This is a genomic window from Alkalibacterium sp. MB6 (assembly GCF_009935905.1).
In the GTDB taxonomy this organism is placed as follows: Bacteria; Bacillota; Bacilli; order Lactobacillales; family Carnobacteriaceae_A; genus Alkalibacterium.
The window spans coordinates 124,686-149,755 of record NZ_PREX01000001.1; the positions used below are offsets into that span (position 1 = coordinate 124,686).

Genomic DNA, 25,070 nt, shown 5'->3' on the forward strand with positions numbered 1-25,070 from the left:
AATTAAAACGTACCATTTTTTAATTGTACCTTTTTATTACGCTCGTTGCACTATTTCGAGCGCACTTTATTTGAATTTTAATATTTGCAACCTTATCTTAAAGGAAATACGCTAAGAAAAGGCTTTTATCACAAAATAAATGTGAATGAGATTAAATTAACTCTAATTAAAGGCAGCTATTTTTATTATTGCCTCTTTACAACACTAAAAAACCGAGTAGACATAGTCGTCTACTCGGTTGAAGGTTTAAGTTAAGTTATTACGCTTTTTCTACGTTAGCTGCTTGTGGTCCACGTGCGCCTTCTTCGATATCGAAAGTAACTGCTTGACCTTCTTCTAGAGATTTAAATCCTTCTTCGTTAATAGCTGAGAAGTGTACGAATACGTCTTCTGCACCTTCACGCTCGATAAACCCAAAACCTTTTTCTGCGTTAAACCATTTTACTGTACCTTGTTCCATGTTTCTTGTCCTCCTAGTGCCTAAGCACAATATATTTCACATATTGCTATTGGTTCGCTTGAATCCTCTAACAAAGTGCTAAATCTATATTATCATGGGAAATAGTTTAATTCAAGTGAAACCCCTTTTCTATAGGTATTTTATTCTCTTTAAATGGCACCATACTCTTTCAAACTGATATAAGACTCTTCACCGATAATAAAATGATCCAACAGCTCAATACCGATAATATTTCCTGCCTCTACCATTCGCTTAGTAAACGAAAAATCGGCCTCAGAAGGCTCGGGATTACCAGATGGATGATTATGAGCAATTATTAATCGGGCCGAAGAATACTTAATGGCTGCTTTAAAAATTTCTCTGGGATGTGCGACACTTGAGTTAAGGGAACCCTTGAAGATAACTTCTTTTTTAATAATTTGGTTTTTCGTGTTCAAAAATACACCCACTACTAATTCTTGCTGCAAACCTGATAGTTCTTCAAGTAACAATTTCCCGACATACTGACTGGAAGTGACCGTTCCTTCTTTTAACTGTGTGGTCTTAGCCATCCGTTTTCCCAGCTCTATCGTGGCTAATAATTCAATAGCTTTCGCTTTGCCAATCCCTGGAATTGTCAGCAACTCTTCCATCGATGCATGTTTAAATGTAAACAGATCGTCAAAGTAAGAAAAGACCTGCATACTTAATTGCAACACATTGTAGTCCTTTGTTCCTGTTCTAAGTAATATAGCCAACAGCTCATGATTAGCTAAGGCTGATGGGCCAAATTCTTCCATTCTTTCTCTTGGTCTGGATTGCTGTGGTACGTGAACGAATTTCTGATTTAACATAATACGCCTCCTAAAGATTTTTTCTAAAAAAAAGAAGAGGAGAAAAATCCCCCCCTCTATATATATTACCTTTTAATCTCGAAAAGCACTTTTTATCTCAGAAATAACTTCAAACAAATCCTTGCATATGGCAATTGTCTTGCTTTCAACTTCCTTGTCTGGCGCAATTAAATCAGGAACCATGATCACTTTAAAGCCGGCTGAATAACCCGCTCTGATTCCGTTTAATGAATCCTCTAAAACCATGATGTCAGAATGGTCTGGACCGGTTAATTCTGCTGCTTTTAAAAATATCTCAGGATTGGGTTTAGACTCTTCAACCTCATCCCCACCTACTATGGCATCAAAGTAAGGCGTTAATTCAGCCTTTTCTAATAACGTGTCAATCAGCTCATGGTGAGAACTGGATGCCACGGCAAGTTTCACCTTTTCTTCCTTTAAAAAGTCCAAGAGTTCTCGTAAGCCTGGTTTTAAAGTAGGCACTGTTGAATAAAATAAATCTCTTAAATCCTTTCTGCTTTCTTCTATAAACAAGTCTGCTTTTTCTTTAGAAACGGTTTGGTATATCGCGTCAAAGAAATCAGCATCACTTGCACCGATAAATTGTTTATAAAAGGCATAATCAAAGGGAATGCCTAACTTATCAGCCGTCCGTTGGTTCGCTTCATAGTACAACGGTTCCGTATCAAACATCAAACCGTCCATATCGAAGATAACTAATTTAGACATTTATCCATCATTCCTTAGTGAATGTAGTTTTTCAATTTGATTCTTAACAGAATTGTATTTATCCTCATATTCCTTGCCTTTATTTCTCTCTTCTTCAACAATGGCTTCTGGTGCGTTTTGAACAAATCGTTCATTGGATAGCTTTTTACTCACGCGGTCCATCTCTTGCTGCCACTTCTCTTTTTCTTTTTCGAGACGTTTGATTTCTTCACCGATGTCAACTAAGCCAGCAAGAGGAAGGTACACTTCTGCTCCTGTTATGACTGCTGTTTTTACTTCAGCTGGAACATCGACTTCTGTATCAATAACTAAATGGTCTGGATTGCAGAAACGTTCAATGAAGGATTGATTTTCCAGTAAGAAAGCTTTTTCTTTTTCACTCTTCGCTTTAATCATCATATCGACTTTCTTAGACAGTGGGCGGTTGGCCTCTAAACGGATGGAACGAACCGAACGAATGAGGTCAATCAGCATAGCCATGTTCTTCACTGCTTCAGGATTGTCAAAGGCATCATTCACTGTTGGGTAGTCTGCTTGAACCAGTGTTTCACCCTCGTGTGGAATATGCTCCCAAATCTCTTCTGTCACAAACGGAATAATCGGGTGTAATAGTCGCAAGAACTGATCCAAAACATGAATCAGAACAGATTTAGTCGTCAGTTTTTCTTCATCTGTTCCTTGCATGAGGATTTCTTTACTCATTTCTATATACCAGTCACAATAGTCATCCCATATGAAGGTATAAAGGGCACGGCCTGCTTCACCGAATTCAAACTTTTCAGTTAAGTCTGTGACTTGTTTTACTGTTTCATTTAATCGGGCTAAGATCCATTTGTCAGCCAACGATTGTTTTCTGCTTAAATCAATATCCTCGTATGAGAAATCGCCTAAATTCATTAAGACATAACGGCTAGCATTCCATATTTTATTAATAAAATTCCATGCAGCATCCATTTTCTCATAACTGAAACGAACATCTTGTCCTGGAGCTGATCCATTGGATAAGAACCATCTCAACGCATCTGCACCATATTTATCAATCACTTCCATCGGATCAATCCCGTTACCAAGAGACTTACTCATCTTACGCCCTTTTTCATCACGAATTAAGCCATGAATCAAGACATGTTTGAAAGGTGATTTGCCTGTAAATTCCAAACTTTGGAAAATCATTCGGCTTACCCAGAAAAAGATGATATCGTATCCTGTCACCAATGTGCTAGTCGGGAAGTATTTTTGGAAATCTTTACTGTCTTCATCTGGCCAACCCATTGTTGAAAATGGCCACAGAGCTGAACTGAACCATGTATCTAACACATCGTTGTCCTGAGTCCACTGGTCACTATCTTCTGGTGAATGTTCGCCTACATAAAGTTCTCCCGTTTCATTGTGAGACCAAGCTGGAATACGGTGTCCCCACCACAATTGTCTAGAAATAACCCAATCGTGAACATTTTCCATCCAGCGCGTATAGGTCTGTTCAAAACGATTCGGTACAAAATTAACTTTGTCTTCTGTTTCTTGGTGCTTTAACGCTTGTTCTGCTAAAGGTTGCATCTTAACGAACCATTGAGTAGATAAACGTGGCTCCACAACAACTCCTGTGCGTTCTGAATGCCCTACGCTGTGTTGCATCGGTTCAACTTTAACCAAGTAACCTTGATCTTCTAAATCCTTTACTAACGCTTTTCTCGCTACGAAACGGTCCATGCCTTCATAAGCACCAGCTAAATGGTTCATCGATCCATCGTTGTCCATAACGTTAATCTGTTCAAGTTCGTGACGCTGACCGATTTCAAAGTCATTTGGATCGTGAGCCGGTGTAATTTTTACTACTCCAGTTCCGAACTCCCTATCTACATAATCATCAGCGATAACATCTAATTCTCTATTCATAATAGGTAATAGGACTTTTTTCCCGATAAGGTGTTGGTAACGCTCGTCATCAGGGTGAACAGCAACGGCAGTGTCGCCAAGCATGGTTTCTGGTCTCGTTGTCGCAATTTCAACGGAACCTTCCCCGTCAACTACTGGATATTTAATGTGATAAAAGGCACCGTTTACTTCTTTGTGGTCCACTTCAATGTCTGATAAAGCCGTTTGTGCTTTTGGATCCCAGTTGATAATGTATTCACCGCGGTAGATGAAGCCTTTATTATATAAATCAACAAAAACTTTATTCACCGCTTTGTTTAAGCCTTCATCCAAGGTGAATCGTTCTCTTGAATAGTCGACAGACAAGCCAACTTTAGCCCATTGCTGTCTAATGTTATCAGCGTATTCTTCTTTCCAATCCCATACTTTTTCAAGGAACTTTTCACGCCCTAAATCATGTCTAGAGATATTGTCTTGAGCCAGTTTTTCTTCTACTTTAGCCTGAGTCGCAATGCCGGCATGGTCCATTCCTGGAAGCCATAACGTGTCAAAGCCTTGCATGCGTTTTTGACGGACAATAATATCTTGCAATGTCGTATCCCATGCATGACCTAAGTGCAATTTACCCGTCACGTTTGGTGGCGGAATAACCACAGAATACGGCTCTCCTCCTTTTTCATTCGGCTTGAAATAATCCTTCTCGAGCCATTTGTCATAACGGCCTTCTTCAACTTTCGTTGGTTCATATTTTGTTGACATATTTATTTCTTTATCCATTTTTATACACTCCTTTTCTATCGAACAAAAAAAGCACCCATCCTCTTGTGTAAAAGGACGAATGCTTCGCGGTACCACCTTAATTATCAATAAAACCTATGATAGTCTTATCAATCTCTTAAAACAGATATAATGGTCTGTTAGTCCAGATGTGGCTACTGTTTAGTTCCTGTTCACCACACAGCTCCCAAGCTACCTTCTGACAATCACTTGCAGGGTTTTCCACCAACCACCCATTCTCTTTAGCAAGCTTTTGCCATACTCCTCTTGTTCATTGCTGTTTATTATTCAACTAGTTTAATTCTGCTTCTTCATGTCTCGCAGCGGCTAAGGCTTCTTCGTAGTTTGGATCCTCAGCCATCTCTTTGACGACTTCTTTGTATACGACTTGCCCTTTACGGTTAACGACAAAGACGGCACGTGCCACTTTATCAAGGTCTTCAATATATAAACCATACGCTTTTGCAAAGGAACGGTCGGCGTCGTGCAAGAGTTCAGTATCCATATCTTTTGCCTGAGACCATTCTTTTTGCTGTTCAACTGTGTTGGCAGAAATAGAAATGATCTTTGTATTTTTCAGCTCGCCTGCTCGTTTGTTGAAGGTATCTGTCTGTCTTGAACACGTACTTGTTTCAATATCTGGGAATGTACTGATCAATAACACGTCACCTTCAAAATCTGATAGGCTGACTGTTTCATTATTTATATTTTTCACTTCAAAAGAGGGTGCTGTGTCGCCAATCTGTGGCACCGATCCATTTGTTTGGAATGCTTCACCTTTTAACGTTACGTCCATGTAAATCCCTTCTTTCTTCATAGTACCTCTAGTGTACCTGTTTATGAAGGGTTTATGCAACTATAAGATCATGAAAGCATCTGCAGGTATTATAAAAAGGTTTCAAACAAGTCACTTTGTTGATCCAATGTGTTGTCCGTTTCAGTGATTCGCTCTACATTCAAACGTGCCATCGCTCGCTCGATTAATCCATCAACGTCAATAGCGGCTTCAAATTCTTTCACCTTAGCTAATTTTGGTCTAGTTTTTGGTTTTGCTGGAGCAAAAATGGTACAACAGTCTTCAAATGGCTGAACAGCTAAGTTAAAGGTATCAATATCTTTTGCAATGGCAATAATATCATTTTTATCCACTGAAATCAACGGCCTCAAAACAGGTGTCGTAGTGACTTCATTTATAGCAAACATGCTGTCCATTGTTTGGGAAGCGACTTGTCCGAGTGATTCACCATTAACGATGGCCAACCCTTTTCTGAGCACTCTAATCTCATCAGTCAGTCTAAGCATCATCCGTCTAGTAACGGTCATGGAATACTCGTCGGGCACCTCTCGCTTAATTGTTTCTTGAATTTCTGTGAATGGCACTTCGATAAACTGAATCGGTCCAGTAAAACGAGCCAATTTCGCTGCTAAATCTTTTGCTTTTTGAAGGGCTTGAGGGCTCGTATAAGGCGGACTATGGAAATGCACTGCTTCTATTTCCATTCCTCTCTTCAAACTTAAATAGCCTGCTACAGGTGAATCTATGCCGCCTGACAGCATTAACATGCCTTTTCCAGCGGTCCTAACAGGTAAACCTCCACGACCTTGAATAGTTTGAACGGATAGGTAAATGCCGTCTTGTCTAATTTCCACGCGTGCTGTTAGGGAGGGTTCTTTCATTTTTACTGAAATACCCTCAAAGGCTTCTTCTACTGCAGATCCGAGAATACGATTCACCTCGTTCGTGTCATACTCAAACTCGTGATCGGCTCGTCTCGTATTGATTTTAAAGGTCATCCCCTTTTCAATATGGCGACCCATTAGACTAATGACAGCTTCCTTGGCACGGTCAATTGATTTATCTACCTTAATAACAGGTGAAATCGATTGAATTCCAAAGACATCGGTCAACGACTCAATCACTGCGTCCGCTTCTTCCCCATTTAATAAAATGTATAGTCTGTCTCTATTTGCGTCTACTTTTAAATTTGGGAATGGTGCCAATTTTTCTCTAACAGACTTCAGTAATTTTTTTATGAAATACTTTTTATTCTTACCTTTAGTTGATAATTCGCCGTAGCGAATCATGATTTCAGTTACCTGCAAGGGTCTCTTCCTTTCAATTTCCGAGAGTATGATCCGTATAAATCGATGCTAATTGTTGGTAGATTGGAGCAAAAGCTTGCTTGAACGCTTCAATATCGTTTAAGTTATTTTGATAACCAAGACTGATACGTACAACCGTTTCAGCGTCCTCTTTTGCATAACCCATTCCCATAATAGAATGAGTCTGTTCTTTTCGTTTACTAGAGCAAGCGCTAGTTGTTGAGACATAAATGCCTTCTTTTTCTAAAGCATGCACGACGACTTCTCCTTTAATCTGTTTCATACCAAAACAAATAATATGAGGTGAGCTGCCTTTTGGACTAAATAGTGAAACTTTATCAAAACCAGTTAAATAGTTGACCAGTTGATCTTTCAAATGACTTAAGTGTTGTTTCTTTTCTTCTGTATTTTCTAAGGCGAGTCTCAATGCTTTTGCCATGGCTGCATTTCCGGGTACATTTTCTGTTCCACTTCTTCCGCCTTTTTCCTGTCCACCACCGCTTAATAATGGTTGGATTTTGCGACCTTTTTTAATATACATAAAACCTGTTCCTTTAGGAGCATGAAACTTATGTCCTGAAAAAACGGCTAAATCAATTCTCGAGTGGTTTAAGTCTAAATCCATGATACCAACTGATTGAACGGCATCAACGTGAAAATGAATGGTTGGATAGTCTTTTAATACATCACCAATAGCTTTAAGTGGTTGAATGCTCCCCATCTCATTATTAACGGCCATGATGGAAACGAGAACGGTGTCAGGTCGGATGGATGCTTTTAAATCTGACGGATTGATTACCCCTTCTTGATTAATGGGTAGATAAGTCACGTCCCACCCCATCTGTTCCAACTGTGCCATTGTCTTTAATACAGCAGGGTGCTCAATAGCCGAGGTAATTAAATGCTTACCAAATGATTCTTTTTCAAAAGCGGTCCCTTTGATTGCCCAGTTGTCTCCTTCTGTTCCTCCACTTGTAAAGTAAATTTCTTCTGGATAAACGTTCATGAGGTCTGCAATTTGTTTTCTTGATTGATTAAGTAAACCCGAACTCATCTCACCTAGTTTATGAAGACTTGAGGGGTTACCGAATAGTTGTGTGCTGATATCCATATAAGAGGATAAAACCGATCCGTCTACTTGTGTCGTTGCTGCATTATCTAAATAAATCATATGCGTTCCTTTCTATACATGAACCCTTTAAAAACCTTTTTTATTATACCAGAATCAGCTGATGCTTCAAGGTAACTTTTTGATCGTTAGCTCTTTTCATGTAAAAACACGAACGGTCATCAAGTAGTCACATTAAGTCTACTTGTTGATCGTTCGTGTTTCATTCATAATGGTTTAACCTTGCGTCATTAGTTAGACTGCTTTTTCTTTATTGTATCTTTCTTGAACTTCTGAGTAAGCACCAGGTTCAATTGATTCCAATTTTTCTTTCACCATTTTTAGTGCTGTTTCGTAATCGTACTCATCTATAAATAGGTTTTCACTATACTTGATGGTTTCCATCACAGCTGGGTGCTCTTCTTTGTGTCTATACAAACGTTGACTGGTTAACTCAGTTAATAACGCCTGATCGACTATTTCTTCAGTTGCTTCTGCCAAATGATTTAAATCCTCTTCACACATATCATACAGTTTAACAACTTCCTCCATATTCAAACGAGGACGAGCCATTTCACTTGAAAGAGATTGAAGGTGGTTAGTTGTATAACGAAACAATTGCAAATACTCTTCCGGCAATCCAGGTAAATGCTTCGCTTCCACGTATCGCTTCATGTCCCTTAAGTCTTGTTCCATCTCTTCCAACTCATTTTTAATACTCAGCTCTTTCGTACGATAGGAATACAAAATGTCAGATAATGACTCGTATGATCGAGACAATTCTTCTAATTGATCGAATGCTTTTTCTAATAAATCATGAGCCTCTGAATAAGGAATTGACTGTTCTTCTAACTGTTCATCTATCCTGTCGACAATAACCTTTTGTTCTTTTAGATGACTAAATAGTTCTTTGTGGAGGTCTTCTTCATTTTTAAACAAGACATAACTTTGACTGATACGATCAAGTTCCAAAGAAAACTCTCTGTCCTGATTGGCTAAGAAATAGAAAATCTTAGTCAATTTATTCATTAACGTCGTCACTTGGGTCTTGGCTTTTATTTCCACTTCCATGACGTCAAACAACTCATCGATAGTCGATTCAATATTAGTTTTGTAACTATCCATCTCTTTCAAGTGAAGTTGATTGATAGCTTGTTTCATTCTTTCGATTTCTTGGTTAACCTCTTGAATATTCTCCTCCATATTGACATCTTCTGGGAAAATATACTTTTGGTTCAATAACGTCTGATAACCTTCCTGGACGTCTTCCATTTCGACAGAATAAACTGTATCAATCGTATTGAGAAGCTCAGGAATTTGCTCCATATGTGTTTCCATTTCAGTTAGTCGGGCATCTAGTTTATTAACAATTTTCTTCGCTTCTTCATGATCCCCTGAAGCTGTTAAATCTGAGAATGATGTAAAGTGATGCTCCATATCGCCAAGCTTTTCTTCCAATGCTTGAATCGCTTCACCAAATGAAAAGCTTTTTGCTAGCAATTCTTTTCTCATTTTATGGTATCTTTTTTTAATGCTGTCAATTTTCTTTAAGTTCGCTTCTTCTCTTTGCAATAACTCATCAATGGTTTGTCCAAGTCTGTTACTGTCTTCTTCAAGAGCCGATAGTTCTGCGTCTGCTTGCTCTTGAGCAGCTGTCGCTTGTTTAAATCGATACCGATCTGTTGCTTGTTCCGCATCAAATAACAAACTTTCAACGCTTGGCAGTCGTTTGACTTCAACATCATCAATCTCTTTTAATACTTTATCTGCCTGCTCTTTTGATTGCCCAGTCGTCATCATGCGATCAAGCGAATTGGCTTTATCAACCGGCACCATGGACTGCAGTTTTGTTTTGCGCTCATCCAACTCATCTATTTTGTTGTAATGCTTCTTTTTAATATAATATACGCCGATGTAAACACTAATAACCAGCAGAATAATAGCTAGTACTATATATAGTTCTGGTGCCATCTTTTCCCCTCCAAATATGAGCCCGAAATTGCTCTTCGAGTATCTTCTTTTACAGTATATCAAACTTATGAGAATTATGTTATACTAGCAAGCAAATTCAATCAATTAATTGCAAAGAAAAAAGAGAGGGTTGTATCATGCAAAGAGAAACGAAACATTTATTAAGCAAACAACTGCGTGCCATCATTGAAGATGAGCCAAATCGTATAGCTAATTTGAGTAATGCTTCTGCTTTGTTATTTGAAGAATTAAAAGATATTAACTGGGCTGGCTTTTATTTGTGGGATCAAACCGATGAGGAATTAATTCTCGGCCCTTTCCAGGGTAAAGTCGCTTGTATCCGTATCGAAAATGGAAAAGGTGTCTGCGGTACTGCATTTAAAACAGAGGAAACAATCGTTGTTCCAGATGTTCACGAGTTCCCTGGACATATCGCTTGCGACGCAGCGAGTGAATCAGAAATTGTTATTCCGTTGATTAAAGATGGCGAAAAAATTGGAGTCTTAGACATCGATGCGCCTATCAAGAATCGATTCTCAGACGATGACAAAGAACGGTTAGAAGAATTTGTCGATGTGTTACTTCAATACATCTAAAATATAACGAAAGACACGATGATTAGGTAGTTAACCTAGTATCGTGTCTTTATTTTTTTCTTATTAAAAAAGCCACCTGCGTAAGCAAGTGGCTTTCATTGTGACTATAATTATCTGTTGTAGAACTCAACGATGAATGATTCGTCGATTTCTGCAGGCATTTCTTCACGCAATGGTAAGCGAGTTAGAGTACCTTCTAATTTTTCATCATCAAATGATACGAAATCTGGACGTCCGAATAAAGATTCAACAGAATCTTTAATTAATTGAACGTTTCTAGATTTTTCACGAACGCCGACTACATCTCCAACCGCTACACGGTATGAAGGGATGTCTACACGTTTACCATTTACAGTGATGTGACCGTGGTTTACTAATTGACGAGCTTGACGACGAGTAGTAGCCAAACCAAGTCTGTAAACAATGTTATCTAAACGTTGTTCTAGTAAGACCATGAAGTTAACACCGTGTTTACCTTCACGAATTTTACCAGCTTGTGTAAATAGATTAAAGAACTGACGCTCGCTTAATCCATACATGTAACGTAGTTTTTGTTTTTCTTGTAATTGTAGTCCGTATTCAGACAGTTTTGTACGGCTTGTAGGTCCGTGTTGTCCAGGTGCATACGGGCGACGAGCTAATTCTTTACCAGTACCGGTTAAAGAAATGCCTAAACGTCTTGATTTTTTCCATGATGGTCCAGTATATCTTGACATTGGGTAATTCCTCCATTAATTTGTAATATGGAGTAAAATAACGGGTGGAAGTTCAGTAATACGTGCAGTGTCTTTTCAATCTTCGCCTGTTGCAGCCGCCGGTTACAAATTGCGCTCATAGATTATCTATGGCAAGAAACTGTTGACGCGGTTACCACTTCCTGCTGCATTATTTTACACAACTTCTAGTATACCCAATCACGGTTTAATAGTCAAGGAAATATCCGTTTCTCTCTAAAAAAAACACGAGTGATCCCCCCTTTAAATAGGAGAATCACTCGCGCTTTTAATTTATACCAGTCGGCATTAACAACATTTTTAGAATCTCAAGATAGCAGCAATACCGGTATCTGAAGGCATGCTTGCTTTTTCAAGAACATAGACATTCCCGTTCGTTTCAAGAACTTTATGAACCAGTTGATTGACGTAGACGTTGTTTTCCGGACCATGGTGATATTGTCCGTTCTCGTCCATCGTACCAAACACTTGGTAATCATCTTCCAGTAAAAGAACATCAATTTTCCCTTGAATACTCGCCATGGCTAGATCATCGTATTGGGCTTCTAAGCGGAATTCCGGTTTTGTTTCATTGAATCGTTCAACCAATGCTTTATAGCGGCGATTAATAATCTCATCCACCACTTCTTGCGTTTGCTCTTGAATCTCATTAAATGACAGTTGAGCTGGCGAAGCTTCAATTCGTGTTTCATCTAAATAGTCATTCTTAGAGAAGCGTTCAAAGTCAGCAATGTTTTTAGGCAATGCAAAGAGTACAAGCGGTAATTGAGATGGTTTAGAGAAATTCTCGTAAACGTATCGATCGACTTCTCGGAAGTAGTTCTCCTGGTCAATCTCCACTTCGCCACTCTTCTCATTATGTCCATGGAAGACACCTTGCCCCCCACCAACTTCTCCTCCATTGTAAGAGGCAACGTTTATTTGGCCACCTGTTAATTCATCACCCAATGCTTTTGTCAAAGTATCTGGCGCATCTTCAGGAAGATCAACTTGTTGCAGTTTGTTTTTACGACCATTATATAAGCTAAACTTGTCATGGTTTAAGGCTAACAAGTGGTAATAGCTAACATATTGGAAGTTTGAAATTAATGGTAAAATATAAGGACGTTTAGACACCACTGTTCCTGTGTGAATCGGCACACTTAAGCGGTAGTAATACACTTCTTCAGGTGTAATATAAAAAACAGCACTTTCAGTCATTGTTCTCCAAAAGTCCGTATGATCAACGAGTGTTTGGACCTTTTCCAATAAGGTGTTACAATACTTCTCGTCATATAATTCGCAAAGTTTTTCCTTTGCTTCTTTTAATAAATTAGAGAATTGAATCTGATTTGCATCTGTTTCAATGGGGTTGGATTCGTTACGCTGAGAAATCGAAACGACAACCTCGTATTCTTTGAGAAGTTCATCCGTTGGAAATGTTAACAATTCTTGCATATGCTTCACCTTCCGTACTTTATTTCTCCATAATCATACATTAATTGCTACAATCATGAAGAGGACTATATATACATGATAGCTAATCACTCAATAAAAGTCTAAAGATATGCAAGGGTTCTCTATTATTATGGGTGCTGATCAATCTCTTTGACCACTCGTGCCGGAACACCAGCCAAGAGGACATTATCTGGAAACGACTTCGTCACAACCGCTCCCGCAGCAACGACCACGTTATTCCCAAGAGTCACGCCTCCGACAATGGTGGCCCCCGTTCCGATCCAACAGTTATCACCTATGGTAATCGGGCGACCAAATTCATAGCCGGAATTTCGGCCCTTTGCATCCAATGGGTGTTCAGGTGTCACAATACTGACCCCGTTCCCGAGCATCGCATTATCCCCGATACGGACCGGACAGACATCTAAAATAACGGTGTTGAAATTGGCAAAGAAATTCTCTCCTACATGAATATTGTAGCCATAGTCTACTCTTAACGTTGGCTCGATATGAATGGAGTTCCCTGTTTTACCGAATAAGGATTTAAGGAGTGCCGTCCGTTCTTCTCTAGATACAGAGTGGTTAAACTGGTGAATCACGTCACGTGCGTTTGTTCTTTCTTTCATCAATAACTCATCAGAAGGGTCGTACATCTCACCCTGTATCATTTTATCTTTCTCAGTGCTCATCTTCCAAACCCCTTTCCTCATTAACCTCTATCCTTACCATCTTGATACACATGCTCATCAAGTAATTGTTTATATAATGGAAGCAGTGCGCGAATGGTATCTGTAAAAAAAGCTTTCTGCTTGTCTTGTTTATCAAGGAGATCACTGTCATGCGGAATGATTCGTCCAATCATGAATTCTGCTTTTTTTACCGAAAGCAACCTGTTTAAGGTATCAGTCACCACTTCTTCGCTGAATGGCTGAACGACCTCTTTTGTATGATCCCCAGAAATGTACATATCCTCAGGCAGTCCCTTCCACTGTTCTGGTTTGTCCAGTAGCAGTTGGCCCATTTCTTTTTCGTACACAGGATTATCAATAATAGATATAAAGATAAATACATGGTCGCTATTTATTCCTACTTGTAAATGAGGGTATTTTTTATACCCGCGCTTATTTCCACCAAACGCACTCCACGTCGACTCGGGTGCATAAGCCGTTCGTCTTCGGTGTTGAGCGATGTGAAAGTTCCCATTAAAACCCGTATACTCATTAATCTCTTCTATGTAGGTATCTCCAATCAATTGAAAGACTGGCTGAATGCGTTCTCTAATCAGTGCCATTCGCTCATCCAAACCGTCAACCTGGAATAAATTAAAATCGTCTTTAGTAAATAAGTTCACTGCAACATGTCTCCTCTATTAAACTGTCTTATCACATAAACATACTTGAACGACCTAACTGTTGTCAACTAGAGACTAGTGAGTTGGGGATGGGAAAAAAGTCACCTTTTAGTAATAATTTATAAATCTGAGTAATTAAAAACACCGTCAAATCAAGGATCATTTTTCCTAGATTTGACGGTGTCTTCTAATTCAGCTAGTTATTTCCCAGCCCCAACTTCTAAAACTATTAAAAAGCTGATAACAAAAAAGCGGACACGTATAGTAGTCCGCTTTTCCTAAGCACAATTAGTCAGTTGTCGATAAAGCTTCTTTTACTTCATCCATCATAATGTGGAAGGTTTCCACTCCACCTTCTGATAAATACCAAGCAGAAGGAGATAAATAATAAATATCATCTGTTGAGTAAGCTTTTGTTTCTTGAATGAGTGGATTATCGTTTAACGTCTCACTTGTCACGTCTCCACCAATGGCGGCCGTGCGGTCTAATATAAATAAGACATCTGGATCTTTTTCCAATACATATTCAAAAGATACTTCCATTCCATGATTGGATACCTCGATGCTGTCGTCAATTGGGGTAAATCCAAAGGCATCGTGAATCACTCCAAACCGTGACCCTGGACCATAAGCAGATAAGGAGCCTTCATTGAATAGAGTCATTAGCGTTGTCAATTCAGAGGCTTGAGCTTCCTCTTTGAGAGTGGTCATTTTTTCTTCTAGTTCAGTTAATAATGTCTCTGCCTGCTCTTCTTTTCCAAATATCGTTGCCAAACGGTTTAAATTGGTGTCAATAGATTCATAATAATGAGCGGTGTCATTGCTCAAATCAATCGTTGGAGCAATCATAGCTAAATCATCATAAGCTGTACGTGAACGACCGGCTACAATAATCAAATCAGGTTGCATAGCATTCGTCACTTCTAAATCAATCTCAAAAAAGCTACCGGCTACTTCTCTGTCACTAAAACCACTTAAATGCTCAGGTAAGTTGGGGGAAGCGGTCAATACGACTCGATCACCAAGCCCTAATGCATTCAGATTATCTAATTGCCCGTTATCAAACACTGCAATCGTTTCAGGATTAAATGGGACCTCTACCTCGTGCCCAGCAGAATCCGTTATAGTGACCATTTCGGGTTCAGCGTTCTCTGATATGATTTGTTCCGCTGTAGCATATTCCGCTTCTTTTGTTGTGCTACTAGCTTCCGCACACCCTGTTAATAAAAAGGCTGCTGTTAACACACTGCCTACTATCCATTGTTTCTTCATCATCAGTAACTTCCTTTGCCTATTTAATTTTTATAATATAAACAATACTTGGTTCCATTTTTTTCGATGATATCAATATCCATCTCATACAGTTCAGATAATACAGGTTCTGTTATGATTTCTTCTGTTGTTCCAGCAGCAAACAATTGACCATTTTTCATCGCAATAATATTATCTGCATAAGCAGCCGCAAAATTGATATCGTGAACAATTGTGATCACTGTCTTACCTAAGTCATCGGTTAACTGTCTTAATGTTTTCATCATTTGAACACCGAAGCTCATATCTAAATTGTTCAATGGTTCATCCAATAAGATATAATCCGTATCCTGACACAAAACCATGGCAATCATGACTCGTTGAAGCTGTCCGCCAGATAAGGTATCAATATAGCGCTCTTCTAATTCTTTTAGCCCTAGATAAGTAAGTGATTCATCAATCATCTTCAAACAATTGGCATTTAACCGCCCTTTTGTATAAGGGAAGCGTCCGAAAGACACTAATTCACGAACTGTTAGCCTCACATTCATATGGTTCGTTTGCCTAAGGACTGCTAAACGCTTAGCCAAGTCCCCATTCTTCCAGCTTTTCACTTCCCCCCCATCAATATAAATTTCGCCTGTATCATGAGGAATTAAGCTACTAATCATTTCAAGGAGTGTGCTTTTCCCTGCTCCATTTGGTCCGATACAAGCGGTCATTTTCACTTTTTCAACAGGAAGCGTAACGTTTTGCACGACCACTTGATCGCCATAGTGTTTGGATACATTTTCTATCGTCATCATGAATGCATCGACCTTTCTTTCATTAGAATAAAGAGGAAATAGATTCCCCCAACAAAAGGGAATCCAAGCCAATTATGCTTGGTGTAAGTATCGTATTTTGGGTCATCGTTTGAAAAACGATGGTAGCAACGGTTGTGGTCACTCCTGTCAATATAAAAGGAATCAGCCGCTTTCGCCTAAGCATAAAGGCAAAAGCCCAGTTACCTCTCGTATTGATGGTCATATAAAGCACGAGCGAGAGGACGACTGCTACTGCAAGAATAGATAATAATTGCGTGTGAGATCGTTTTTTACTCATCCTTTTCCTCCCTTTAGTAATAAATAAATGAACAAGACACTCCCCACTGCCCCTGTGACGACGCTTATAGGAATTTCATAAGGAAAGACAATCGTTCGTGCTAAGATATCCATCACCAGTAAAAATATGGCTCCTGCGAAAGCCGTTGGGAAAAGTGTATTGCCAAAATGATCTCCCAGCTTTATCGATATTAAATTAGGAATAATAATACCAACGAAAGGAATGCTTCCAGCTGTCAAGATAACCAGGGTTGTTCCTAAGGCTACTAAACTAATCCCCAAGAGTTCCATAACTCCATAAGGGATACCCAATTTTTCAGATGTCTCTTTTCCAAGTCCCATAATAGAAAAATAATGGCCAAATAGAGCAATCAGAGCTAATAGTGGTAAAGTGAGCAAGAGTAACGAGACATTCCCTGAATGGATTAACGAAAAATTCCCTTGCATCCATGAGGAGACGTTCTGTACGACTTCATATTGAACAGCTGCAAAGGTACTAATGGACGATACAATATTTCCAAACATCATCCCAACAAGTGGTACCATAATTGAATTCTTTAATTTTACAGTTCGTAAAAACAAGGTGAAAGCAATGGTACCCAGAGTTGCGAATAGAAAGGCTATAACCGTTTTATGTATAAGCGCTGACTGACTGAAAAAAATAATTGCTACAATAATCCCTAGTCGTGCACTGGCCATGGTGCCTGCCGTTGTAGGAGAGACGAACTTATTTTGAGTTAAGTGTTGCATGAGCAAGCCACATACTGACAACGTACTGCCAGCCATTATTAAACTTATTGTTCGAGGGATTCTCGAGTGCCATAAAATCATCCGCTGACTATCAGTCAATGAAAATAAATCGCCCAAATGTAATTCCTGAACACCGATAAATAGTGAGAGGACCGCTATTACAACAACAAGTAGAGCAAGAAAAAGTGGGTTAAACACCTTTCCCTTTCTTGCTGAGTGTGTCATGTGTATCATCCTATTCCTGATCATTCTCTTAATTGAGAATGATTATCATTCTCTACTACAGATTATACCGGGCTATGTTAACAAACACAATCATTCACATGAATAATTTCTAAAGCACGTTTACATAAAAAAAGCCTCTACTCATCTCTCGATTTGAACGAGATAAGTAGAGGCTTTTCAATAGCTACTATATTAAAGAGACTGGACAAATGTCAGCACTGTTTCAGCTGATTGCTTGCCTGCCAATTCAATAAATTCATCGAATGACATGCCTGCTTCTTCGTCTGCAGAATCAGATACTGCGCGGATCACTAGAAACGGTACATCAAACTGGTAACAGGTTTGGGCAATAGCCGCCCCTTCCATCTCAGTGACTAAAGCTCTTGGGAATTCCTCTTTTATCCTATTTAATTGGTCTTGATTACTTATAAAGGAGTCCCCTGTCACGATTAACCCCCGTTGAATACTCCATTCGTTTTTCTTTGCTGCTTGAGCAAATTGTTCTGCCAACACTTCATCGGCTTGATAACTGACTGGCATTTGAGGAACTTGTCCGAATGTATAGCCAAATGTTCGTGCATCCACATCGTTATAACTCAGCTCAGTAGATAAAACCAAATCTCCAATAGCTAAACCTGATTGAACTCCTCCTGCTGAACCGGTGTTGATGACAGCTGAAACGTTAAACTGATTAATTAAAAGAGTGGCAGCTATTGAGGCATTCACCTTACCGATGCCGGATTTAACTAAGATAACCTTTTGATTATACAAACGTCCCTCGTAAAAGGTTTGGTTTGCTTTTTCATAAGTTTTTACGTCACTCAATTCATTTACTAACCGATTAATTTCTTGTTCCATTGCTGCAATAATCCCTAATGTCATTCCTTTACCCCACTCATTAATAAATTATATGAAGAAAACAGTCGCTAAAACAATCACTAACAAAAGGACGACAATCACTATCGCCAAAGTGAGTTGCTTTTCAACACGTCTGTATTTCTCCATCTCTTCTTGTCTTGATTTTGATGTCTTTCCTTGCTTGGCAAGCTTTCTTTCGTATGTGCGTTCTGTACGTTTACGCCTAAATTCTTCTTTGCGCTTACGTTTTTCTTCTAATTGTTTTTGTTTTTGTATTTCACTTCTACTAGACATTATTCTACATCCTTATTCATCATAAGTCGCTTCATTTTCCAATAAAATAAGGCAAAGACACTCTTGGAGTCTCTTAATTCTCCTTTTTCATAGAGCTCCCATGCTTCATCGTACGAGGCTTCAATTAACTCAATCGTTTCATCTTCATCTTGATCCAATGGGCTATCTACTTTACTTAAATCTTTCGCTTCAAAAATTTCCAAGTATTCATCCGTAAAGCCAGGTGTACTGTAATAAGAAGTCACAGGTGACCACTCTTTTGCTTGATAGCCCGTCTCCTCTTCAAACTCTCTCTTTGCAGCTGATAAACCATTATCGTCCGTCTCATCTATAAGTCCGGCTGGTATTTCGACACTAACTTGTTCAATAGCCTTACGGTACTGCTTGACTAAGACAAGTTTATCTTCCTCTGTAAAAGCTATAATGGCTGCTGCTCTATCATGGCGTACTATTTCTCTTTGAGCGAGTTTTCCATTAGGTAATCTCACTTGTTCAACAACATATTCGGTGACATTGCCTTTAAAGACTGATTTACTTTTAACTGTCTCTTCATAAAAATCCATCTCATCTCTCCTCTCACACTCTTCTCTACCCCTATTATAAAGGTTCTTCATTTATATTACAGCTTAAAAAACGGGAAAGAAATCCTTCTTAAGTCCTATGTTAATTTTTTTATGATTTGTGATACTATATAACTATACTAGCAGATGCAATCCATAGACAGGGGGATTTACAATGAAACGAACACCATTAGCCACTATTCTCATATATGCTACTGTTTTATTTACAACACTTTTTCTATTTTTAATTATGATTGGCCTTGATGTTAATGCCTTTTTTGGACTGGTTTTAAGTATCGCAGCAGGTGTCATCTTGCTTTTAGGCGTGAACAAGCACAGCAGTGGTACAGCTCGATTGAAAGGACAAACCAAGCAGCGTCTACCAAAACTGACTCCTAAAAAAGATGCTTTTTATCAGTCTAAAGGATTATCTAAAGAAGACATTCACTACTTTAGAGAAACCATGCAAAAAGCAAAAGAACAAATCATAACTATCGAAACCAATATGAAGCAATCAGGGAAATTGCGTGCCATTGAGCATCGCAATAACACGGTCACTCTTTCAAAATCACTATTCAAAGAAATCACGAACGAGCCACAACGATTGCACGAAGTTGATAAATTCTTATACGTCCACCTCTCTTCTCTAGCCGATTTAGTCGTCAAATATAGAGAAATTGAGAATCACAAAGCGAAAAGTAAAGCGACCTATGATATCTTGGAAAAATCTGCTCGCACAATAGATAGAATGTGTGGACAAATTGCTGAAGATTATGTCAATTTTAAACAAGATGATATTGAAGATATGGATATTGAAGTCGAATTAGCTAAGCGATCAATCCACAACGCAAAAGCTAATGATGATTCATTTAATGAAGCTTTATAATAAACGTTACTCATTATACCAATGATTAGAAATTGAATAGAACAAGGAGTCTAAACTATGGCTAACAAAGAAAATGATTCATTTGATATAAATAAGCAAGCCTCAATTGATGATTTACTGGCCGATCCATTTGGCCATCAAAAAAATCCGTCTTCTATGACGTCGGATCTGCAAACTAAGGAAAAAGATGTCCCGGCAAGAAAGGTTATTGACACGTTAAGTGAAACGAGAAAGCAACAAGCCTATGAACTAGCTAAGCAATTGGACGTAAACGATAGAGAGTCTATTTTATCTTACGGTGCCCAAGCTCAGCAAAAGCTCGGGGAGTTCTCTCATTCCGTATTGAACCACGTCCAAAATCAAGAAACCAGTCATATCGGTGAAACCTTGAATGATTTGATGTTCCGTTTAAAAGAAGCAGATACCAATGACTTGAAAGCAGAAGATCAAAATATCTTCAAGAAAATGTTCCGTAAAATCAACCGATCCATTTATGAAACAACAGCCAAATACCAGAAGATTGGCGCCCAAGTGGATAAAATTGCTGTCAAGCTTGATAAAGAAAGAGATCTTCTTTTAAAAGATAATTACATGCTAGAGGACCTTTACGATAAAAACTATGAATACTTTGAAGCACTTAATGTGTATATCGCTGCTGGCGAAGTTAAAATGGACGAATTAAAGAATGAGATTATCCCTAAAGCGATTGAACACGCTGAATCTAGTGATAATCAGATGGAAGTTCAAAAAGTGAATGATTTAAATCAATACCTTAACCGTTTAGATAAACGTGTGTATGACTTGAAAACAGCTCGTCAAATGACGATTCAGCAAGCACCACAAATTCGGTTAATTCAAAACACGAATCAAGCTTTATCAGAAAAAATTCAAACGTCAATTAACACGGCTATTCCCCTTTGGAAAAACCAAATTGTTGTTGCCTTAACCTTATTGAGACAAAAAGAAGCGGTGACCGCACAAAGACAAGTGTCTGAAACAACGAACGAACTATTGACGAAAAACTCTGAGATGTTGAAACAATCATCTATTGAAACGGCCCGTGAAAATGAACGTGGAATTATTGATATTGAGACTCTTGAGAAAACTCAAGCTGACCTTATCGAAACCCTTCAAGAAACGTTGTCTATTCAAAAAGAAGGTCGTTCGAAACGTAAAGAAGCTGAAGTTCAGTTAACTCAATTAGAGTATCGATTAAGAGATCAACTTTTAGAATTAACAGATCCTGCCGATAACACTAAATAAAATCCGAAATGAATCTTTAAGCATATTACTTGAATAATGTATGACTTTTCTTTAATGTTGTAAGTGTAAGAAACATAAACACGAAGGAGAGAGATAATATGTTAGCATTTATTTGGTCATTAATTATCGGTGGCGTTGTGGGAGCAATTGGTCAAGCTATTGTAGGCGCTGATGTTCCAGGCGGCATTATTGGTAATATTATTGTAGGGTTTATTGGAGCATGGGTAGGTCATGCATTGTTCCAAATGGGACCTGAGTTAGGCGGAATTTATATTATCCCCGCTATTGTCGGAGCCATTTTAATCGTCTTTATTTACGATTTAATAGCTAGCCGTCTATAAACGTTCAAAATTAAAACACTCCAGTCAGATTATGACTGGAGTGCTTTTTAATTATGTTGTTTATACTACTCTTAAAGCTTAGTAACGTTAGCTGCTTGTGGTCCTCTTTCACCATCAACGACGTCAAATTCAACTTCTTGTCCATCGTCTAATGATTTGTAGCCTTCGCTGTCGATTGCGCTGAAGTGTACGAATACATCTTCTTGTCCTTCTACTTCGATAAAGCCGAAACCTTTCTCAGCATTAAACCATTTTACCTTACCTTGTACCATCCTATTTCCTCCTAATAGTGAACTTGCAACAGAACACAAACCGTTGATAATGATTTTACATATGTATAATGTGAATCGGTGAAACGCATTCATTCTCTGCTACACAGTTATTATACAAAAGTAAACGCTTTAAATCAAGGTCGTTCATCATTATTACTCATTATACATCTCTAATAGAGTGATGACATCCTTTATATAAGTCATAACTTTACAGAAAAAGACCTGACTGCTCTTCTCCCGAGCAATCAGGTCTTTTATGATTATTTAGTTAACGCTTCAGGGTAATGTGTTTCCACTATATCGTGGCAACGATGACACAATACCTCTTCTTCGTTCAGTTCGACATACTCTTCTGTGGTAATACGGCAACGTGTGCAGACTTTTCCTGGCATTCTTTCAACTTTTACAGAAAGACCGTCAAAGTCAAGAGTAGAATCATCTTCAGGTTTCTCACTTAAATCAGCAAATCGGATGTCTGAGGCAATTAAAATTTGGCGAATATCGCTGTTAAGTGAATCAAGTAACGCTCTCTTTTCTTGTGAGAGATACAAGGTCGTTCTTGCTTCAAAATCCTTACCAATAATCTTATTCTCTCGTGCGACTTCATTTGCCTTCAATACGTTATCACGTAATGACATGAAGGCTGACCATTTACTTAGAACCTCTTGTTCATTGCTGTAGTCTTCTACAGTTGGCATCTCAGCAAGTTGGACATACTCTTCTTCTTCCTCTAAATAGTTCCAGATTTCTTCTGAAGTATGTGGAAGAATTGGTGTTAATAGCTTCGTTAAATCTCTAACGATGTGATAGAAAACAGTTTGCATCGCACGTCTGTCATAAGCATCAGGTGCATCTATATATAACACATCTTTTGCAAAGTTAGCATAGAAGTTAGAGACGTCAAGGGTACAGAAATGATTAATTTCTTTAAAGATATCTGAGAAGTCAAAGCGCTCATAACCATCAATCACTTGCTTAACCGTCTCATTTAATCGATTCATCAAGTACTGATCAACTGGACGCAAGTCTTCGTATGCAATTCCATTTTCTTCAAGAGAAAAATCTTCAGTGTTTTGAATCAAGAAACGAAGTGTATTTCTGATTTTTCGATAAATTTCAGATACTTGTTTCAAAATATCCATACTGACCCGAACATCCGCTTGAGCGTCAACGCTTGATACCCATAGACGAATTAAGTCCGCCCCCATTTGCTGCATCACTTTGTTGGGATCAATGACGTTACCAATGGATTTACTCATTTTCTTGCCTTCACCATCTAAAACCATTCCTTGTGACAGGACAGCTTTATATGGTGCTTCCCCATTAATGGCAACAGACGTTGTGATACTGGAGTTGAACCATCCTCTGTACTGGTCTGATCCCTCTAAATACAAATCGGCTGGGAACGATAAGTTTTCTCGTGTTTTAAGCACAGCATGGTGAGAAGAACCTGAATCGAACCATACATCCATAATATCTGTTTCTTTTGTAAAGATACCATTAGGACTTGATGGGTGCTCGAAACCTTCAGGAAGAAGTTCAACCGCTTCTCTTTCAAACCAAATATTCGATCCATGCTCAGCAAATAAACTAGCCACATGTTCCACTGTTTCAGGAGCCATGATTGAATCGCCGTTTTCTCCGTAGAAAATAGGTAATGGAACTCCCCATGCACGTTGTCTGGAAATGACCCAATCACCACGGTCTCTAACCATATTGTAAATGCGCTGCATGCCCCATGGCTGTAACCATTCGACTTCTTCAATAGCGTTTAACACATCGTCTCTAAAACGGTGAATCGAAGCAAACCACTGAGGTGTTGCTCTAAAAATAACTGGCTTTTTCGTACGCCAGTCGTGTGGGTAGCTGTGAGTAAAGAAGTCTAGTTTTAATAATGCATTGTTTTCTTCCAACCACTCCGTAATGGTTTTGTTTGCTTTATCATAAAATTGACCTTCAAGACCCGGTGCTTCTGCTGTAAAGTGACCTTTCTCATCCACTGGAGATAAGATTGGCAACTCATACTTCTGACAAACAATGAAGTCATCTTCCCCATGTCCAGGAGCGGTATGAACTAAACCGGTTCCGTCTTCAAGAGTAACGTGGTCTCCAACGATGAGTAACGATTCTCTGTCGTAGAATGGGTGTTGGGCAGTCACACCTTCTAAATCTTTACCTGCTACTTCTTTTATCAATTCAACCTTTTCCCACTCAAGGGTTTCAGCTACTTCTTCAGCCAATTTCGATGCCACTACAAATTTTCTGCCGTCAGCATTTAAGACTGCATAATTCGTGTCTGGTTTCACTGCAATAGCCAAGTTAGCTGGCAGTGTCCAAGGTGTCGTTGTCCAAATGATAAATGATGTATCTGTCTCCAATACAGATTTGCCATTTTTTACATTAAAAGCAACATAAATACTTGGTGAACGGACATCATGGTATTCAATTTCTGCTTCAGCTAGTGTCGATTCACTAGATGGAGACCAGTAGATCGGCTTTAACCCTCGGTAAATATAGCCTTTTTCAGCCATTTTACCAAAGACTCGAATTTGTTCAGCTTCATAGTCTTTAGTTAAGGTAACGTAAGGATTGTCCCATTCTCCGGCAACACCTAGTCGTTTAAACCCTTCTCTTTGTCCTTCAATTTGTTCCCAAGCAAACTCGGCACATTTTTGTCTAAATTCGGCAACAGACATTGACTTTCTGTCTACGCCTTTGTTAGTTAAGGCCTGTTCAATTGGCAACCCATGTGTATCCCAACCCGGAACATATGGTGCTCTGAAACCAGACATTGATTTATAGCGAACAATAATATCTTTGGAAATCTTGTTTAGTGCATGCCCCATGTGAATAGCCCCATTAGCAAATGGAGGGCCATCATGCAACACAAATGACGGTTTGTCTTTGTTTAATTCTTGTCTTTTGTTATAAACATCTGCTTCTTCCCATTCTTTTTGTCTCATCGGTTCTTTATTGGGAAGTCCTGCACGCATAGGAAAGTCTGTTTTTAGTAAATTAAGTGTTTCTTTAATTTCCATACTCTCACCCTTTTCGTATTTTTTGTAAAAAAAAGAGACTTCTCCTGTAAAAGGACGAAATCTTCGTGGTACCACCTTAGTTTAGAAAGTATGAACTGTCTACTTTCCCTCATAGCCTTTAACGCAGGCACACGCCTTCAGTTACTTTTTTTCACTGCCGGGCTACTTGAATGATCAAGATCCTTTTTCCCTTATCAATGTCTCAGCTGCCATTGATTCTCTGTAAAGGGTTAAATAGGACAAGGTGTTTCAAGT

The 25,070-nt window shown here is 38.8% G+C and carries 25 protein-coding genes and 1 other annotated feature; of the genes, 4 read left to right on the forward strand and 21 right to left on the reverse strand.

Annotated elements, in window-relative coordinates; translation table 11 throughout:
- Nucleotides 1-259: 259 nt before the first annotated feature.
- From C3945_RS00595 to C3945_RS00630, 8 genes are all read right to left on the reverse strand, one after another.
- Nucleotides 260-460 (reverse strand): cold-shock protein, encoded by a 201-nt coding sequence (locus C3945_RS00595; RefSeq protein WP_161877735.1) that lies wholly within the window; start codon nucleotides 458-460, stop codon nucleotides 260-262.
- A gap of 149 nt (nucleotides 461-609) precedes the next feature.
- Complete coding sequence (radC, locus tag C3945_RS00600) at nucleotides 610-1,293, reverse strand: RadC family protein (RefSeq protein ID WP_161877736.1); 684 nt, start codon at nucleotides 1,291-1,293, stop codon at nucleotides 610-612.
- Nucleotides 1,294-1,365: 72 nt separating this feature from the next.
- Complete coding sequence (locus C3945_RS00605) at nucleotides 1,366-2,022, reverse strand: HAD family hydrolase (RefSeq protein WP_161877737.1); 657 nt, start codon at nucleotides 2,020-2,022, stop codon at nucleotides 1,366-1,368.
- Entirely contained in the window at nucleotides 2,023-4,674 is a 2,652-nt protein-coding gene (locus C3945_RS00610) for a valine--tRNA ligase (RefSeq protein WP_161877738.1), read from the reverse strand.
- A gap of 50 nt (nucleotides 4,675-4,724) precedes the next feature.
- Nucleotides 4,725-4,958: a binding site (T-box leader), on the reverse strand.
- An 8-nt stretch (nucleotides 4,959-4,966) separates the two neighbouring features.
- Nucleotides 4,967-5,470 carry a thiol peroxidase gene (gene tpx / locus C3945_RS00615; protein WP_161877739.1) on the reverse strand — a complete coding sequence of 168 codons (504 nt, stop codon included), beginning with the start codon at nucleotides 5,468-5,470 and terminating at the stop codon, nucleotides 4,967-4,969.
- Nucleotides 5,471-5,559: 89 nt separating this feature from the next.
- The gene (gene thiI, locus C3945_RS00620) at nucleotides 5,560-6,777 is read right to left on the reverse strand and encodes a tRNA uracil 4-sulfurtransferase ThiI (RefSeq protein WP_161877740.1); all 1,218 of its coding nucleotides are present in this window, start codon (nucleotides 6,775-6,777) and stop codon (nucleotides 5,560-5,562) included.
- Between the two features lie 13 nt (nucleotides 6,778-6,790).
- Complete coding sequence (locus tag C3945_RS00625; protein ID WP_161877741.1) at nucleotides 6,791-7,948, reverse strand: cysteine desulfurase family protein; 1,158 nt, start codon at nucleotides 7,946-7,948, stop codon at nucleotides 6,791-6,793.
- 192 nt (nucleotides 7,949-8,140) lie between these two features.
- Nucleotides 8,141-9,856, reverse strand: coding sequence for a septation ring formation regulator EzrA (locus tag C3945_RS00630; RefSeq protein ID WP_161877742.1), 1,716 nt, complete (start codon nucleotides 9,854-9,856; stop codon nucleotides 8,141-8,143).
- Nucleotides 9,857-9,993: 137 nt separating this feature from the next.
- On the opposite strand from C3945_RS00630, the gene C3945_RS00635 reads away from it, so the two are divergent.
- On the forward strand, nucleotides 9,994-10,452 hold the full coding sequence (locus tag C3945_RS00635) for a GAF domain-containing protein (protein ID WP_161877743.1): 459 nt from the start codon (nucleotides 9,994-9,996) through the stop codon (nucleotides 10,450-10,452).
- A 110-nt stretch (nucleotides 10,453-10,562) separates the two neighbouring features.
- Here C3945_RS00635 and rpsD read toward each other — a convergent pair whose 3' ends face one another.
- The 11 genes from rpsD to C3945_RS00690 all read right to left on the reverse strand — a co-directional run bounded on the left by rpsD (nucleotide 10,563) and on the right by C3945_RS00690 (nucleotide 19,018).
- A complete protein-coding gene (gene rpsD / locus C3945_RS00640; RefSeq protein WP_161877744.1) occupies nucleotides 10,563-11,168 on the reverse strand; it encodes a 30S ribosomal protein S4 in 606 nt (201 codons plus the stop codon).
- Between the two features lie 318 nt (nucleotides 11,169-11,486).
- A complete protein-coding gene (locus C3945_RS00645; RefSeq protein ID WP_161877745.1) occupies nucleotides 11,487-12,623 on the reverse strand; it encodes a baeRF6 domain-containing protein in 1,137 nt (378 codons plus the stop codon).
- A 128-nt stretch (nucleotides 12,624-12,751) separates the two neighbouring features.
- Nucleotides 12,752-13,312, reverse strand: coding sequence for a sugar O-acetyltransferase (locus C3945_RS00650; protein ID WP_161877746.1), 561 nt, complete (start codon nucleotides 13,310-13,312; stop codon nucleotides 12,752-12,754).
- 20 nt (nucleotides 13,313-13,332) lie between these two features.
- Complete coding sequence (locus C3945_RS00655; protein WP_161877747.1) at nucleotides 13,333-13,974, reverse strand: DUF1054 family protein; 642 nt, start codon at nucleotides 13,972-13,974, stop codon at nucleotides 13,333-13,335.
- Nucleotides 13,975-14,262: 288 nt separating this feature from the next.
- A complete protein-coding gene (locus tag C3945_RS00660; RefSeq protein ID WP_237585431.1) occupies nucleotides 14,263-15,249 on the reverse strand; it encodes a siderophore ABC transporter substrate-binding protein in 987 nt (328 codons plus the stop codon).
- A 20-nt stretch (nucleotides 15,250-15,269) separates the two neighbouring features.
- Nucleotides 15,270-16,031, reverse strand: coding sequence for an iron ABC transporter ATP-binding protein (locus tag C3945_RS00665; RefSeq protein ID WP_202623254.1), 762 nt, complete (start codon nucleotides 16,029-16,031; stop codon nucleotides 15,270-15,272).
- A gap of 22 nt (nucleotides 16,032-16,053) precedes the next feature.
- Complete coding sequence (locus tag C3945_RS00670; RefSeq protein ID WP_161877748.1) at nucleotides 16,054-16,329, reverse strand: iron chelate uptake ABC transporter family permease subunit; 276 nt, start codon at nucleotides 16,327-16,329, stop codon at nucleotides 16,054-16,056.
- On the reverse strand, nucleotides 16,326-17,303 hold the full coding sequence (locus C3945_RS00675; protein ID WP_161877749.1) for an ABC transporter permease: 978 nt from the start codon (nucleotides 17,301-17,303) through the stop codon (nucleotides 16,326-16,328). Before C3945_RS00675 ends, C3945_RS00670 begins: the two co-directional genes overlap by 4 nt.
- 192 nt (nucleotides 17,304-17,495) lie before the next feature.
- Nucleotides 17,496-18,185: a 5'-methylthioadenosine/adenosylhomocysteine nucleosidase gene (locus C3945_RS00680; protein ID WP_161877750.1), complete on the reverse strand. Its 690-nt coding sequence runs from the start codon at nucleotides 18,183-18,185 to the stop codon at nucleotides 17,496-17,498.
- A gap of 24 nt (nucleotides 18,186-18,209) precedes the next feature.
- Entirely contained in the window at nucleotides 18,210-18,455 is a 246-nt protein-coding gene (locus C3945_RS00685) for a hypothetical protein (RefSeq protein WP_161877751.1), read from the reverse strand.
- Nucleotides 18,455-19,018, reverse strand: coding sequence for an NUDIX hydrolase (locus C3945_RS00690; RefSeq protein WP_161877752.1), 564 nt, complete (start codon nucleotides 19,016-19,018; stop codon nucleotides 18,455-18,457). The genes C3945_RS00685 and C3945_RS00690 overlap by 1 nt, the downstream gene beginning before the upstream one ends.
- Before the next feature lie 172 nt (nucleotides 19,019-19,190).
- Here C3945_RS00690 and C3945_RS00695 point away from each other — a divergent pair, with 172 nt between their 5' ends.
- The 3 genes from C3945_RS00695 to C3945_RS00705 all read left to right on the forward strand — a co-directional run bounded on the left by C3945_RS00695 (nucleotide 19,191) and on the right by C3945_RS00705 (nucleotide 21,505).
- A complete protein-coding gene (locus C3945_RS00695; protein WP_161877753.1) occupies nucleotides 19,191-19,901 on the forward strand; it encodes a 5-bromo-4-chloroindolyl phosphate hydrolysis family protein in 711 nt (236 codons plus the stop codon).
- A gap of 57 nt (nucleotides 19,902-19,958) precedes the next feature.
- Entirely contained in the window at nucleotides 19,959-21,164 is a 1,206-nt protein-coding gene (locus C3945_RS00700; RefSeq protein ID WP_161877754.1) for a toxic anion resistance protein, read from the forward strand.
- Nucleotides 21,165-21,262: 98 nt separating this feature from the next.
- Nucleotides 21,263-21,505 carry a GlsB/YeaQ/YmgE family stress response membrane protein gene (locus C3945_RS00705; RefSeq protein WP_161877755.1) on the forward strand — a complete coding sequence of 81 codons (243 nt, stop codon included), beginning with the start codon at nucleotides 21,263-21,265 and terminating at the stop codon, nucleotides 21,503-21,505.
- A 71-nt stretch (nucleotides 21,506-21,576) separates the two neighbouring features.
- Here C3945_RS00705 and C3945_RS00710 read toward each other — a convergent pair whose 3' ends face one another.
- Together C3945_RS00710 and ileS are read right to left on the reverse strand one after the other, a co-directional pair.
- A complete protein-coding gene (locus C3945_RS00710; protein WP_161877756.1) occupies nucleotides 21,577-21,777 on the reverse strand; it encodes a cold-shock protein in 201 nt (66 codons plus the stop codon).
- Nucleotides 21,778-22,037: 260 nt separating this feature from the next.
- Nucleotides 22,038-24,815, reverse strand: coding sequence for an isoleucine--tRNA ligase (gene ileS, locus C3945_RS00715; protein ID WP_161877757.1), 2,778 nt, complete (start codon nucleotides 24,813-24,815; stop codon nucleotides 22,038-22,040).
- Nucleotides 24,816-25,070 lie beyond the last annotated feature (255 nt).